General features: G+C 73.4%; 12 protein-coding genes. 9 read left to right on the forward strand and 3 right to left on the reverse strand.

Annotated features, from left to right (window positions below; translation table 11 throughout):
- Window positions 1-16: 16 nt before the first annotated feature.
- Window positions 17-727, reverse strand: coding sequence for a Type 1 glutamine amidotransferase-like domain-containing protein (locus Dvina_RS18275; protein WP_223103671.1), 711 nt, complete (start codon window positions 725-727; stop codon window positions 17-19).
- A 111-nt stretch (window positions 728-838) separates the two neighbouring features.
- On the opposite strand from Dvina_RS18275, the gene Dvina_RS18280 reads away from it, so the two are divergent.
- The 8 genes from Dvina_RS18280 (at window position 839) to Dvina_RS18315 (ending at window position 9,742) form a co-directional block, all read left to right on the forward strand.
- Window positions 839-2,143, forward strand: coding sequence for a M20/M25/M40 family metallo-hydrolase (locus Dvina_RS18280; RefSeq protein WP_223103672.1), 1,305 nt, complete (start codon window positions 839-841; stop codon window positions 2,141-2,143).
- A gap of 133 nt (window positions 2,144-2,276) precedes the next feature.
- Window positions 2,277-3,815, forward strand: a complete 1,539-nt coding sequence (locus tag Dvina_RS18285) for an ABC transporter substrate-binding protein (RefSeq protein WP_223103673.1) — start codon at window positions 2,277-2,279, stop codon at window positions 3,813-3,815.
- Between the two features lies 1 nt (window position 3,816).
- Window positions 3,817-4,758 carry an ABC transporter permease gene (locus Dvina_RS18290; RefSeq protein ID WP_223103674.1) on the forward strand — a complete coding sequence of 314 codons (942 nt, stop codon included), beginning with the start codon at window positions 3,817-3,819 and terminating at the stop codon, window positions 4,756-4,758.
- Window positions 4,755-5,546, forward strand: coding sequence for an ABC transporter permease (locus tag Dvina_RS18295; RefSeq protein ID WP_223103675.1), 792 nt, complete (start codon window positions 4,755-4,757; stop codon window positions 5,544-5,546). The genes Dvina_RS18290 and Dvina_RS18295 overlap by 4 nt, the downstream gene beginning before the upstream one ends.
- Window positions 5,547-5,551: 5 nt before the next feature.
- The gene (locus tag Dvina_RS18300) at window positions 5,552-7,420 is read left to right on the forward strand and encodes an ABC transporter ATP-binding protein (RefSeq protein WP_246656550.1); all 1,869 of its coding nucleotides are present in this window, start codon (window positions 5,552-5,554) and stop codon (window positions 7,418-7,420) included.
- Window positions 7,417-8,061 carry an alpha/beta fold hydrolase gene (locus tag Dvina_RS18305; RefSeq protein WP_223103677.1) on the forward strand — a complete coding sequence of 215 codons (645 nt, stop codon included), beginning with the start codon at window positions 7,417-7,419 and terminating at the stop codon, window positions 8,059-8,061. Before Dvina_RS18300 ends, Dvina_RS18305 begins: the two co-directional genes overlap by 4 nt.
- A gap of 11 nt (window positions 8,062-8,072) precedes the next feature.
- The gene (locus tag Dvina_RS18310; protein ID WP_223103678.1) at window positions 8,073-9,089 is read left to right on the forward strand and encodes a 2OG-Fe(II) oxygenase family protein; all 1,017 of its coding nucleotides are present in this window, start codon (window positions 8,073-8,075) and stop codon (window positions 9,087-9,089) included.
- Window positions 9,086-9,742 (forward strand): DUF427 domain-containing protein, encoded by a 657-nt coding sequence (locus Dvina_RS18315; RefSeq protein WP_223103679.1) that lies wholly within the window; start codon window positions 9,086-9,088, stop codon window positions 9,740-9,742. The genes Dvina_RS18310 and Dvina_RS18315 overlap by 4 nt, the downstream gene beginning before the upstream one ends.
- Before the next feature lie 474 nt (window positions 9,743-10,216).
- On the opposite strand, the gene Dvina_RS18320 is transcribed toward Dvina_RS18315, so the two are convergent.
- Window positions 10,217-11,683, reverse strand: coding sequence for a serine/threonine-protein kinase (locus Dvina_RS18320; protein ID WP_223103680.1), 1,467 nt, complete (start codon window positions 11,681-11,683; stop codon window positions 10,217-10,219).
- Window positions 11,684-11,995: 312 nt separating this feature from the next.
- Here Dvina_RS18320 and Dvina_RS18325 point away from each other — a divergent pair, with 312 nt between their 5' ends.
- Window positions 11,996-12,934, forward strand: a complete 939-nt coding sequence (locus Dvina_RS18325; RefSeq protein WP_223103681.1) for an alpha/beta hydrolase fold domain-containing protein — start codon at window positions 11,996-11,998, stop codon at window positions 12,932-12,934.
- A gap of 399 nt (window positions 12,935-13,333) precedes the next feature.
- On the opposite strand, the gene Dvina_RS18330 is transcribed toward Dvina_RS18325, so the two are convergent.
- The gene (locus Dvina_RS18330; RefSeq protein WP_223103682.1) at window positions 13,334-14,041 is read right to left on the reverse strand and encodes a GNAT family N-acetyltransferase; all 708 of its coding nucleotides are present in this window, start codon (window positions 14,039-14,041) and stop codon (window positions 13,334-13,336) included.
- Window positions 14,042-14,157 lie beyond the last annotated feature (116 nt).

Below are 14,157 nucleotides of genomic sequence, written 5' to 3' on the forward strand. Positions count from 1 at the left end.
TATGAATAAGAGGTTATTACGCGGGCGCAGGTGGGAGGCTGGGGCTGATGGTGGCGTCGTGCGGGTGGAGCCGCCAGCGGCCGTCGGAGACGACGTCGACCTGAGTGTCGTCGACGCGGACGGCGGTGTCGTCGTCGATGAAGTAGATGGGGAAGTCGGCGCGGGCGGCGATGGCGTCGGCCCAGGCGTCGTCGCGCTCGGGGAAGTCGGGGGAGTAGAGGTGCGGCTTGAGGTACCAGTCGAAGAGGCCGAACGGTGCCTCGACGGTGGTGGCGCCGAGCAGGTGCAGGTCGGCGGCGTCGCCGATGACCTCGGCGGCGTGCTCGGTCAGGTGCCGGCTGAAGATCATGGAGCCGGCGCTCAGGCCGACGTAGACGCGGCTCTCCAGGGCCTCCAGGAAGATGCCGGTCAGGTTGTTGCCGGTGATGCTGCGGGCCAGGTGGTAGTGGTTGCCGCCGCTGACGTAGATGACGTCGGCCTGCAGGAGCCGGTCGCGCACCAGCGTCGGTGGCAGGCCGTTGAGCTCGAGGACGTCGAACTGCCGCCAGCCCAGTCCGTGCACCCGGGCCAGGTCCTGCAGCACCCAGCTGTGGTCGCCGGGCTCGGCCATGGACGCGGTCGCGATGTAGACCACGTTCGCCGCCGCGAACGGCCGCCCGACCAGCTCCCCGAGCGCGTCGAGCAGCCTCGCGTTGCGCAGGCCGCCCGATGTCAGCAACAGTTTCATCAGCGCAGCCAACCACGCCGGTCAACCCCGTTGCCGGCCGTCCGGCGTGGGTCGGGCCGGGAGGTGTGGCCCGAGTGCGCCTAATTCCTATCGATCTCGTAGGATACGGAGATGACGAGGAGCGCTGCGGACGAGGTTGCCGGGCTGGCGAGTGAGCTGATCCGGATCGACACCACGAACACCGGGGACCCGGCGACGCTCAAGGGGGAGCGGGCCGCGGCCGAGTTCGTGGCGGAGCAGCTGGCCGAGGTGGGGTACGAGCCGCAGTACGTCGAGTCGGGGCCGGGGCGGGGGAACGTCGTCGTGCGGCTCGAAGGGGCCGATTCGAGCCGGGGCGGGCTGCTCGTGCACGGGCATCTCGATGTCGTGCCGGCCGATCCGGCCGAGTGGTCCGTGCACCCCTTCTCCGGGGAGATCCGCGACGGCTACGTGTGGGGGCGCGGCGCGATCGACATGAAGCACATGGTGGCCATGAGTGTCGCGGTCGCCCGGGAGTTCAAGCGGGCGGGCACGGTACCGCCGCGGGATCTGGTCTTTGCGTTTCTGGCCGACGAGGAGGCCGGCGGGTTCAACGGGGCCCGGTGGCTGGTGCAGCATCGGGCCGATCTCTTCGACGGGGTCACCGAGGCGGTCAGCGAGGTCGGCGGGTTCTCGCTGACGCTCCGCGACGACGTGCGGGCCTATCTGGTCGAGACGGCGCAGAAGGGCATCATGTGGCTGCGGCTCAAGGCCCGCGGCACCGCCGGGCACGGGTCGATGGTGCACACCGACAACGCTGTGGCCAAACTCGCCGCCGCCATCGCCCGGCTCGACGCGCACCGGTTCCCGATCGTGCTCACCGGGGCCACCCGCGAGTTCCTGGAGGGCGTGGCTGAGCTCACCGGGGTGCCGTTCGACCCCGACGACCCGGAGGCGGCCGTCGCCCGGCTCGGCACCGTGGCCCGGCTCATCGGGGCGACGCTGCGCGACACGGCCAACGTGACCATGTTCAACGCCGGGTACAAGACGAACGTGGTGCCGTCGGTGGCCGAGGCGACAGTCGACGGGCGGATGCTGCCGGGGCGGGAGGACGTCTTCGCCAGGACCCTGGCCGAGGTGCTGGGGCCGGACGTCGAACTCGACTGGGATCAGCTGCCGCCGGTGGAGACCTCGTTCGACGGGCACCTCGTCGACGCCATGACGGCGGCGATCGCGGCCGAGGACCCGGGGGCGCGGCTGCTGCCGTACATGCTGTCCGCCGGTACCGATGCCAAGTCGTTCCAGCTGCTCGGCATCCGCAACTTCGGGTTCGCGCCGCTGAAGCTGCCGGCCGACCTGGACTTCACGGCGCTCTTCCACGGTGTCGACGAGCGGGTGCCGGTCGACGGGCTCGAGTTCGGCACCCGCGTGCTGACCCGCTTCCTGCTCAGCAGCTGAGCCGCGCCGCGCCCGGCCGGGCGGTCCAGCCGGCCGGGCGCAGGTCACCGTCCCGTCATATGGGAAGGACTCAACGCATCGACCTCCGTTTTCCTATTATCCAGATAGGAAAGATCGCTATTGGGGGGTGGGCGTGGATCGCCGTCAGGTGCTTGCCGCATTCGCTGGTGGCGGACTCGCCGCCCTGCTCGGCGCGTGTGGCGTCGGCGAGGAGACCGGGGGCGGTGACCGGCGGGGCGGAACACTGCGAGCCGGTGCGCCGCCGCCGCCCACCGCCGTGGACCCGGTCACCATGTACGACGGGACCGCGATCGCCATCGTCCAGCTGGTCGCGGAGTACCTCATCTGGCTGGACAAGGACTTCAAGCTCGTCCCGCGGCTCGCCGAGTCGTGGCAGTCCGCCGACGGTGGGAAGCGCTGGACGTTCAAGCTGCGCCCGGGCGTGACCTTCTCCGACGGCACCCCTCTCGACGCGCAGACCGTCAAGGCCTCGTTCGACCGGCTGCTCGACCCGGCGAGCAAGTCGGCCGCCCTGTCCGCGTTCGGCACCGTGCTCAAGGCCGGCGGCGTGAGCGCTCCCGACGCCGGCACTGTCGAGTTCGCACTGCAGCGGCCGTTCGGCGACTTCCCGTACCTCGTCTCGGCCGGCAACTACAACGCGCTCATCCTCAAACAGGACTACGCCGGGGACTTCACCAAGCACGCGATCGGGACCGGCCCGTTCGTGCTCACCGGCTACAACGCCTCGACCGGGGCCAGCTTCACCCGCAACGAGAAGTACTGGGACGCCGGCAAGCCGTACCTCGACGGCGTCGAGCTCAAGTTCTACGCCGACGACCAGGCCGACCTGCTCGCGCTGCAGGGCGGCGACATCGACGTGCAGATCCTCAGCCGGGCCGCCCTGGCCCAGCCCCTTGCCGGTACCGGAGCCGTCGATGTCGACACCGTCAAGGGCACCGGCGTCACGGTGCTGACCCTGCGCACCGACAAGCCTCCGTTCGACCGCAAAGAGGTCCGCCAGGCCGTCGCCTACGCCCTCGGCCGCCCGGCCATCCTGCAGTCGATCGGCAGTGGCGTCGGCGACCTCGGCAACGACCACCTCCTGGCCCCCCTGTTCCCGGCCGCCCCGACGGACCTGGCCCAGCGCGCGCAGGACAAGGCCAAGGTGGCCGCGCTCCTGCAAGGCGCCGAGCTGCGCTTCACGCTGACGTTCGAGCCGCCGGACAAGGACTACGCGGTCACCGTCCAGAACCAGCTCAAGCAGGCCGGCATCACCGTCGAGCTGGACCAGCGCTCGTCCAAGGACTTCTACGGCGGCGACCAGGCCAAGGACACCCCGTGGCTGTTCACCCAGGCCAACCTGGTCGGCTGGGCCGGCCGGGCGGTCCCGAGCCAGCTGGTCATCCCGATGGTGAAGTCCGGCGGCGTGTGGAACGGCTCGAAATACGCCAACCCCGAACTGGACGCGGCCGCCGACGCCTACGACACCGCCACCACCGACGCCGCCCGCAAGGCCGCCGCCGCGACCGTCGCGACGATCCTCCACGAGGACGTGCCGGTCATCATCGCCTACTGGAGCGGGACGGTGCGGGCCTACCAGGGCAAGAAGTTCAAGGGCGTGCAGGCCCACCCCGCCCAGTACGTCGACTTCAGCTCGGTCACGAGAGCCTGACGTGCGCCGCCGCCTGGCCGCCGTGCCGCTGACCCTGCTCGGCGTGTCGCTGCTGGTCTTCCTCGCCACCGACGTGCTGCCGGGCGACGTCGGCCGCACCGTGCTCGGCCGGGAGGCGAGCGCCGAGGCCGTCGCCGCGTACAACCGGCAGCTCGGCCTGGACGATCCGGTCTGGCTGCGGTACATCCACTGGCTCTGGCACTTCATCACCGGAGACTGGGGCGTCTCCTACACACTGCGGGAGCCGGTCGCGGGCCTCGTCCGCGACCGGCTCGCCGCCTCCCTCACCCTGGCCCTCTTCGCCTTCGTGCTGCTGGTCCCGGTCGCGGTCGGCGCCGGCCTGGCCGCCGGGGCCCGGCACGACACCTGGCTCGACCGGGTCATCAGCGCCACCGGCCTGGCCCTCGGGGCCACGCCCGAGTTCGTCACCGGCGTCGTGCTGCTTGTCGTCTTCGCCGTGCAGCTGCACTGGTTCCCGGTCTCGGCCCGGTCCGAGCCCGGTGACGGCCCCCTGGCCGTGCTGGCCCGGCTGTTCCTGCCGGCCCTGTCGCTGGTCCTGCTGTGCACGGGGTACGTGGCCCGGCACGTGCGGGCCAGCACCATCGCGGTCGTCGGCGGCGGCTACGTGCGCGCGGCCCGGCTGCGCGGCACGCCCCCGGGCCGCATCCTGACCCGGCACGTGCTGCGCAACGCGACAGTCCCGGCCACCAGCGCGCTCGGCGTGCAGCTGCAGTTCCTGCTCGGCGGCCTGGTCGTCGTCGAGCTGCTCTTCAACTACCCGGGCCTCGGCGCGCTGCTGCTGCAGTCGGCCGTGGACAAGGACGTCCCGACGCTGCAGGCGACGGCGATGGTGCTCGGCCTGGCCTACCTGGCGGTGACGCTGCTGACCGACCTTACCTACCGGCTGCTCGACCCCCGGGTCCGGTTCGAGGTGCGGGCGTGACGGCCCGGCTGGCGGCCCTCGTCATCGTGCTGTGGGCTGTCGTGGCGATACTGTGGCCGCACCTGACGCCGCACGACCCCGCCCTGCAGGACCCGGCCCTGCGCCTGCGGCCACCCGGCCCCGGGCACTGGCTCGGCACCGACCAGTTCGGTCGTGACGTGCTGTCCCGGCTCCTCGCCGGCGCCCGTCCGGTCCTGCTCGTCGCCCCGCCGGCGACCGCGATCGGCGTGCTCGCCGGCACGGCCCTGGGCCTGGCCGCCGGCACCGTGCGCGGCTGGTTCGACGACATCGTCATGCGGGTCCTCGACGCCCTCATGGTGTTCCCGACGGTCATCGCCGCGGTCCTGTTCATCGCCCTGCTCGGCCGCTCGCCGCTGGTCGTGGTGCTCGTCGTCGGGGCCGCGTTCGTGCCGATCGTCGCCCGCTCGGTGCGGGCCGTGACCCTTGTCGAGCGGGAGAAGCCCTACGTCGACGCGGCCCGGCTGCGCGGTGAGCCGCCCCGCTCGCTGATGCTGCGCGAGATCCTGCCGAACATCCGCGGTACCGTGCTTGTCGAGGCCACCTCCCGGCTCGGCGACGCGGTCTTCGCGGCCGCGACCCTGTCGTTCCTGGGGCTGGGCCAGCCGCCGGGCTCGCCCGAGTGGGGCGCCGCGGTCTCCGACAACCGCGTGTGGCTGCCGGTCGCGCCCTGGACGGTCCTGGCCCCGGCCCTCGCGATCGGCTCCCTGGTCGTCGCGGTCGCCCTGCTCAGCGACGCCCTGCGGCATCGGCTCGAGGCGGCGCCGTGACCGCGATGCTGCACGTCGAAGGCCTCTCGGCCGCTTATGGGGCAGCAGGTGTACTGCACGACGTCGCCCTCACCGTGGAGCCGGGCGAGACCTTCGGCCTCGTCGGCGAATCCGGCTGCGGCAAGTCCACGCTCGGCTACCTCCTCGGCGGGCACCTGCAGCCCGGCGGCCGCCACACCGGCGGGCGGATCGTCGTCGACGGCACCGACGTGCTCGCCCTGGCCCCGGCCGCCCTGCGCCGCTGGCGCCGCGAAACCGTCGCCTTCGTCCACCAGGACGGCGCCGGCGCCCTCGACCCCACCATGCGGGCCGGCGCCCAGGTCGCCGAGGTCCTCCGGCTGCGCGGCGCCGGCCGCCGGGAAGCCGCCGCCGAGGCGTCCGCCCTGCTGGAGCGGGTCGGGCTCCCGCCCGGCGCCGCCCGCCGCTATCCCCACCAGCTCTCCGGCGGCCAGCGCCAGCGGGTCATGATCGCCGCCGTCCTCGCCGCCCGGCCCCGCCTGCTCGTCCTCGACGAGCCGACCACCGGCCTCGACGCGGCCGTCCAGGCCGACGTCCTGGACCTGCTCACCCGCCTGCGCGCCAACCTCGATGCGGCGGCCGTGCTCATCAGCCACGACCTCGACCTCGTCGGGCGGCACTGCGACCGCATCGGCGTGCTCTACGCCGGCCGCCTGGTCGAGACCGGCCCGGCCGCCGCGGTCCTGGCCGACCCCGAGCACCCGTACACCGCCGGGCTGCTCGACAGCGCCCCGCGCCTCGGCGAGCCCCGCGCCACCCGCCGCCTGACCCCGATCCCCGGTCGGCCGCCACTGCCGGGCGAGACCGGCCACGGCTGCGTCTTCGCGCCGCGCTGCCCGGTGGCCACCGCCGACTGCACGGCGAGCGAGCCGGTCCTGACCGGCTCCGTGGCCTGCTTCCACCCCCGCACCGCACCCCGGAGCCGGGCCCCCGGCGAGCCGTCTCCCGCGCCGGGCCCGCCGCTGCTGGAGGTCCGGGGCCTGACCCGCCGGCACGGGGCGGCCGTGGTGCTGGACCACGTCGACCTCACCATCCGGGCCGGCGAGGTGCTGGGCCTGGTCGGGGAGTCCGGCAGCGGCAAGACCACCCTGGCCCGGGCCATCGCCGGGCTGCACGCCGACGGCTCCGGCGACCTGCGCCTCGACGGCGCCGACCTGCCGCCCCGGCTGGAGCGCCGCGACCAGGCCGTGCGCCGCCGAATCCAGATGGTCTTCCAGGACCCGGAGACCACGCTGAACCCGGCCCAGACCGTCCGGCAGATCCTCGAACGGGCCCGCCGGACCCTCGGCGGCGACGCGGACGTGCACACCCTCGCGGCCCGGGCCCGGATCGACGCCGAACTGCTGCCGCGCCGGCCCGATCGGCTCTCCGGCGGCCAGCGGCAGCGGGTCGCGATCGCCCGCAGCTTCGCCGGCCGGCCCGCGCTGGTGATCTGCGACGAGCCCGTCTCCGCGCTCGACGTGAGCGTGCAGGCGGCCGTGCTGGAGGTGTTGGCCGCGGAGCGGGCCGCGGCCGGCACCTCCTACCTGTTCATCTCCCACGACCTGGCCGTCGTCGGCTACCTGGCCGACCGCGTCGCGGTGCTCTACCGCGGCGCCCTGGTCGAGCAGGGCCCGGCCGGGGCCGTGCTGGCCGGCCCGCACCACCCCTACACCGCGGTCCTCGTCGGCGCCGCCCGCCCCGCCCCGCCCGCGCCCGCCCCGCCCGCCGGCTGCCGCTTCTTCGGGGCCTGCCCGCAGCGCATCGCCGGCGTCTGCGACACCACCACACCACCCGCCGCCGACCTCGGGTCCGGGCACACCGTCCGGTGCCACCTGGAGCCGGCCGCGCTGCCATCGATTGGAGTCCGCACATGACCGTGCCCACCCGGGCCGTCGAGAACGAGTTCGCCGACCTGCGCGCCCGCTCGGACCCGCCACCGACAGTCATCCGCCGCTGGGTGAACGTCACCTCCGGCGGCCACATCAGCGCCGTCGTCTGGGGTGCCGGCCCCCCGGAGATCGTCCTGCTGCACGACCGCGGCGCCGACGCCCGCGCCTTCGACCGGCTCCTGGCCACCGTGGACCGCCCGGCGGCCGCGCTGGACCTGCCAGGTCACGGCCGGTCCAGCGGCACCGCCCAGGAGCCCCCCGCGGCCAGCCGGCTGGCCCGGCCGATCGTCGAGGCGATCGGCTCCTTCGCGCCGCGGCACCGCCTCGTCCTCGCACACGGGCTCGGCGCCCGGGTGGCCCTGCACGCCGCCACCCGCAACCCGGCCGCGATCGCCCGGCTCGTGCTCGTCGACACCCTGCCCGGCGCCGCCCCCGAGGACGAGCCGCTGTGGGAGCGGCTCGCGGTCCTGCGCCAGCCGCCGCTGCTGGTCCGCAGCCACGACGGCCCGCTGTCCGACGCCGACGTCCAGCACTTCGCCCTGGCCACCCCGGCCGGGTCGGTCACGACCGTCGCCGGCACCGACCCGGCCACGCTCGCCGACATCATCGACACCGCCCTGCACTGAGGAGGACCGCCATGACCACCGACCTCGCGACAGTACCCGTCATCGACCTCGACGCCGCCGACACGTCAGCGGACGAGCTCGCCCGCCTGCGGGCCGCCGGCGAGCAGCTGGGCATCATCCAGGTCGTTAACCACGGCGTGCCGGCCGCGGTGATCGAGGACTTCAGCCGTGCCGTCGGCCGCATCCTCGCCCTGCCCCGGGCCGAGAAGGAGCTCCTGGCCAGCCCGACCGCGCACCCGTACCGCGGCTGGCGGCAGTGGCCCGACGACTACGGGCGGCTCGAGCTGGAGCGGTTCAGCTTCGGCCAGTACGACGACCCGGCGAGCGCGGCCGCGGCCGGTGTGCCCGCCGAGTACCTGGACATCTTCGCCCACGCCAACGTCTGGCCCGCGCAGGAGCCGCAGCTGCGCGCCGCGGCCCGCGCCTACCACGACGCCTACGTCGGCGTCGCCCGCCGGGTCCTGGGCCTCTATGCGCGGGCGCTCGGGGTGGACCCGTTCCCGCTCACGCAGCCGGAGTACACGACGTTCGTCGTCAACGACTACCCCACGTGGACGCACCCCGAGCCCGGAGCCGACGACGAGAAGCTGCTGCTGTTGGAGCACGCCGACGACTCGGTGCTCACGGTGCTGCACCAGGAGGGCGACTACGCCGGCCTGCAGGGCCAGCGGCCCGACGGCTCCTGGGTGCCGGTGCCGATCGTGCCCGGCGCGCTGCAGGTGTTCTCCGGCTCGCTGCTGACCAACTGGACAAACGGGCGGCTGCGGCCGGGCCGGCACCGGGTCGTCGCCGGCGGCACCGTCACCCGCCGCTCGGCCGCCGTGTTCGTCCACCCGAGCCTCGGCTCCGTCGTCGAGCCGCTGCCCGCGTTCGTCGGCGGCGGCGAGCCCGAGTTCGACCCGTACGACGTCGGGCGGACCGCGCTCACGGCGGTGGAGGAGTACCTTCAGGTGTTCGGGCGGCCCGAGCAGGTGGCCGCGTGGCAGGCGGGGCGGCCATACGTGGCCGCCGTGGAGGAGCCGGCATGACAGCACTCGTGATCGAGGCCAGCGAGCGGTGGGTCCGCGGCCGCCAGGGCGACGCGACGGTGGTGGACACCCGGCGGCCGCTGCTGGTGTGGGAGGCCGGCAAGCCGGTGCCGCGGTACGTCTTCGCGGAGAGCGACGTGCGTACCGAGCTGCTGCCGGCCGACGTGGTGTGGCGCTACGACGACCCGCGGCTGGCCGGGCACGTCGCGGTCGAATGGTCGGCGGCCCGCTGGTTCGAGGAGGAGGAAGAGATCTTCATCCACCCGCGGGACCCGCACAAACGGGTCGACGCGATACCCAGCAGCCGCCACGTCGTCGTCGAGATCGAGGGCGTGCCGGTGGCCGAGACGCGCGCGCCGGTGCTGGTGTTCGAGACGGGCCTGCCGATCCGCTACTACATCCCGCCGGGCGACGTGCATCGCGACCTGTTCGACCCCAGCGACCTGCGCACGGGCTGCCCGTACAAGGGGACGGCCGGGTACCTGTCGCTGCGCGCGCCGCGAGCGGAGAACATCGCCTGGTACTACGCCGAGCCGCTGCCGGCCGTCGGCCCGATCAGGGACCACATCGCGTTCTACAACGAGTTCGTGGACCACGTCGTCGACGGGGAGCGGCTCGAACGCCCCGTCACGCCGTTCAGTCGCGCTCACTGAGACCGTCCGCCTCGGCGAGGTCGCGCAGTCTGGTCAGCACGCCGGACCAGTAGGCCTCATAGCGGCGCAGCCACGGGACCCGTCGGTGGGAGCAACGGGTCCGCCGCGTTGATCCCGGCAGCGACCGCAGCGCGGGCCGGTCGGAGAATGATCCCGGCTCGTCACAGTCTCGTAACGGGACTCCGGCATGCTCAAGATGCAGCCGGATCCGCACGGCTGCGGGAGCGTTATTCGCCGGACGAATGTGGCCGATCCGCGGTGATCGCCTGTTGGGCAGGGGTGTTCCAGCAGGCCAGCCGTGAAGGTCCGCGACTGTGGACCGAGTCGCCTTCGCCGAGATGCGGGTGCCGAGGTGGCGGCCTCGGCACCCGCACAAGCCTCGCTGATTGATGGTTTCCGGTCCGGGGATGCACACCCGGTCAGTGACAGTGCGTGACCGGGCCACAGGCCGGCGTCTCTCGAATCCGGCTCGGGTCAGCGGCGGACCGGTGCCCGCTGCCATGTTCGGGAGACCCACGCGGAGGACATGGCGGTCCAGATGATCAGCGCCCACCACAGCGGCGGCTCCCACCATCGGGAGGGCCAGTGGTTCGGGGCGCCACCGGCCACGACGTAGGCCACGGCGACCGCGAGGATGAGCAGCCCGAGGGCGACGGCGGCGGAGGCCTGCACCGGTGCCCGTACGGCGACCAGGACCGGCCAGCCCGCGGCGAGGGCGATCATCGCCCACAGCAGTGGCGTCGCCCGGCCGCCGTGGGCGTCGCGCGCCATCCACGTCGTCACGGTTACCAGGCCGATGAGGAGCGGCAGGTGCAGCACAGTAGTGGCCACGACTTTACCCCGCGACAGAGGCAGCAGGGAGCTCTGCCACGAGACGATGGCGGGTTCGACTGGTTCGGCCTGGGCGCGGCGTTGCCGTTGCACCGGCGTCCGGCTCGCGCCGGGGAAGACGGTGTCTTCGCGACGGGTGGGCGACGTCGCCGGCGGTGACTGCCGCGTCGCCGCGGGGGACGGCAGCGATCGTGTGGCCTTGTCGTGCTTGGCGGACGACATGGCCGGTTGCGTGGCGGCCGGCCACGTCGGCCCCGGCCCAGCGATCAGGTCACCGTCGCGGTCGGTATCCAAACGGTCGGTGAGGGTGCGCAGGGCGGTGGCGAGGTCGGCGGCGCTCCCGTACCGGTCCCGCGGATCGGTCGCCATCGCCCTGCGCAGCACCGTTGTCAGCGCCTGCGGCACCCCGGCGATGTCCGGGAGGGGCTTGCTGTGGGCGGCTATCACGTCGGCCAGGCTCCAGCGATGCGCCGGGAGGCGGGCCGGGCCGCCGTTGAGCAGCGTATACAGGGTCGCGCCGAGGGACCACACGTCGGTGGCGCGGGTCGGGTCGGCACCGTTGAGCAGCTCCGGCGCCGCGTAGACCGGGGTAAGTGGGCCGCGGGTCGCGGAGAAGCCGCCGTCGGTGTCGAGGATGACGGCGATGCCGAAGTCGGCGAGTTTCGGCTCGCCGTCGGCGGTCAGCAGGATGTTGCCGGGTTTGATGTCGCGGTGCAGCACGCCCGCCGAGTGCGCCGCGTGCAGGGCTGTGGCGATCCGGGCGCCGATGTCGGCGACCCGGCCGGGATCGAGCGGTCCCTGTCGGTGCAGCACGTTGTCGAGGGAACCCTCCGCGCAGTTCTCCATGACGATGTACGGCCGCCCGCCCGGCAGGAGCCCGGTGGTGTAGATGTGCACGACGTTGCGGTGCCCGCTGACCGCTGCGGCGGCTTGGACCTCCCGGTCGAAGCGTCGCCTGTCGGCGGCGGTGTGCAGCGGCCGTTCGTACACCTTCACGACCACGACCCGGTCGCCCACGGCCTCCTGCCGGGCGCGATAGACCGACGCCTGCCCGCCCGCGCCGACCCGCGCCAGGTCCCGAAATCCGGGCACCTCGAATCCGACCGCCATGTGATCACCCTAGGTCCCGAGCCGAGGTCCGGCCAGGCCACAGAGGCGGCGACGCCGCCCCCGCCGCGGCGAGGGCCCGGGTCGAGGCGATCGGCGACACGCTGCGCCGGCTCCTCGACCGGGCTTTGGAGACGGTGATGTTCTGGAAGGCCGCGGTGCCCGCGTAGGCATTGCCGCCCAGGTAGCCGTCGGTGTACGCGGTGTCGGTGGCGTCGATGACCCTGGCGCGAGCAGAACAAGGAGCTAGCGGATAGTTCATCCGCTCGCGCTACGGTTAGCGGATACATCATCCGCTGACTCGAGGAGCAACCCGTGCCCAGCTGGCAGAGCCGTGCCATCGCCGCGGCCATGACCGTCGCCCGCCTACGCAACCGCCAGTTCGACCCGGCTCGCTTCGCCTCGCCGGCGGCGCCCGACCCGGCGAAGTACGCCCCACCGTCCGGAGTGCGGCGGCGCGTCACCGTCGAGGAGTCCCGCTTCCTCAACTGGCCGGTCTACACCGTCGTCCCACCCCGGCCGGTCGACGGGCACATCCTCTACCTGCACGGCGGCGCGCACGCGGCCGAGATTCAGCCTGCGCACTGGTCCTTCGTCGCCACCCTGGCCGTCCAGACCGGGCGCACCGTCACCGTCCCGATCTACCCCCTCGTCCCGGCGGCCACCCACCGCGACGTCCAGCCGGTGCTGCGCTCGCTCTACCAGACGCTCGCGGACCGCACCGAGGCCGGCGCGGCGGGCGCGCTCGCGGTGATGGGCGACTCTGCGGGCGCCGGCCTCGCTCTCACCCTGGTCGCCCAGCTGCCGGCCGGGGTGGCCCGCCCTCGGGACCTGGTGCTGCTGTCGCCGTACCTCGACGTGACCCTGTCCAATCCGCAGATCCCGGCGTTCGCCCCGCGCGACCCGCTGCTGCGGGCGGACCACCTGCGCGAGCTGGGGCGCCGCTACGCCGGCGGCGACGATCCGGCCCAACCCGCCGTCAGCCCGATCAACGGCCCCCTGGACCGCCTGGGGACCGTCACCGTCTTCACCGGCACCCGCGACCTGCTCCACCCGGACGCCCTGCGCTTCCGCGACCTCGCCGCGGCTGCACCCGGCACCACCGTGCTCCTGCACCAGGCCCAGGACATGGTCCACGACTGGATGTTGCTGCCGATCCCCGAGGCCAGACAGGTCGTGTCCCGGCTGGCGGCGGTCTTGACGCCGCCGACCACTGATCAGACACTCCATTCGACCGGAACCCTCCCTTCCTGACGACCCGCACGTCAGCCTCGTAGGTGCCGCCCACCGGGTGCCACGGGCCGGCCGGGTCGGTACGCGGGCCGGGGCCGTTCACCTCGCCGTTCACCTCGATCGCCGTGACGGGCGTACGGCCGCGCCCAGAGCGCGGGCGGCGTCCTGCCGGGCCGCGACCGATCAAACGGCGTGCAGGCGGCCGCTGTCCAGGTGGAACAGCACCGGCGTCTCGAACCGCGGGCCGGGCCGGCGCCACTCGGCCTCGCGGCAGCCGGAAGATGCGTGAGGCGCCGTTGGTGTGGCCGGCGGCGAATCGCTCCAGCAGCACGACGCAGACTCCACGGCGGGCGAGCTGCCAGGCCGCGGCGGAGCCCATCGCCCCGCCACCCACGACCACCACGTCGACGTCATTGACGGTCACGGGCGGACCTTGCGCGACGCCGGGTCGGCGGCCGGTGCCGGGGTACGGTAGGTGGCGAACGTCGTCTCGCGGCGCACACGGAAGCCCAGGGCGCGGTAGAGGCGGATGGCGTCGGTGTTGCTCGCGGCCGCGTGGAGCAGGACCTGGTCGCCGCGGGAGCGGATGTTGTATGCGACAGCCCGCACGAGCCGCGCCGCCAGTCCCTGGCCCCGGTGGGCCGGGTCGGTGCAGACCGCGCTGATCTCCGTCCAGCCCGGTGGGTGCAGCCGCTCGCCCGCCATGGCGACGAGCCGCCCGTCGCGCCGCAGGCCCAGGTAGGTGCCGAGCTCGAAGGTGCGCGCCCGCCACGGGCCCGGCTTGGTGCGGTCCACGAGGTCGCGCATCTCCTCGGCGTCGTCGGCGGTGAGGACGGCGGCCTCCGCGTCGGGCCGGGCGTCGACACCGTCGTCGACCATCTGCACGCCGGTGCCCTGGGAAACCGGCTCCCAGTCCGCCGGAGGTGCGACGGCGGCGCCGGTGACGGGAACCTCGACGCCCGGGCCGACAAGCGCGGCGAGGTCGGACCAGACGCCGTCGTCGCGCAGGTCGGGCAGGCCGACGAAGACCGACACGTCGGGCCGGTAGCGGCGGGCCGATCCGTGCGCCTCGGCGAAGCGGGCGTGCGGGCCGTTGAGGGAGTGCCAGGCGGGGTTGTCGAGGATCATCGGGAAGCCCTTAATTGCTATCTAACCGATCGGGATTGACAACTTACTCCGGCATTTCCTATCTTGCAAATAGGGAATGCCGATCCGGGCGCACCCACCGTCCACGATGGAGCCAC

It is taken from the genome of Dactylosporangium vinaceum (assembly GCF_019904175.1).
Classification (GTDB): domain Bacteria; phylum Actinomycetota; class Actinomycetes; order Mycobacteriales; family Micromonosporaceae; genus Dactylosporangium; species Dactylosporangium vinaceum.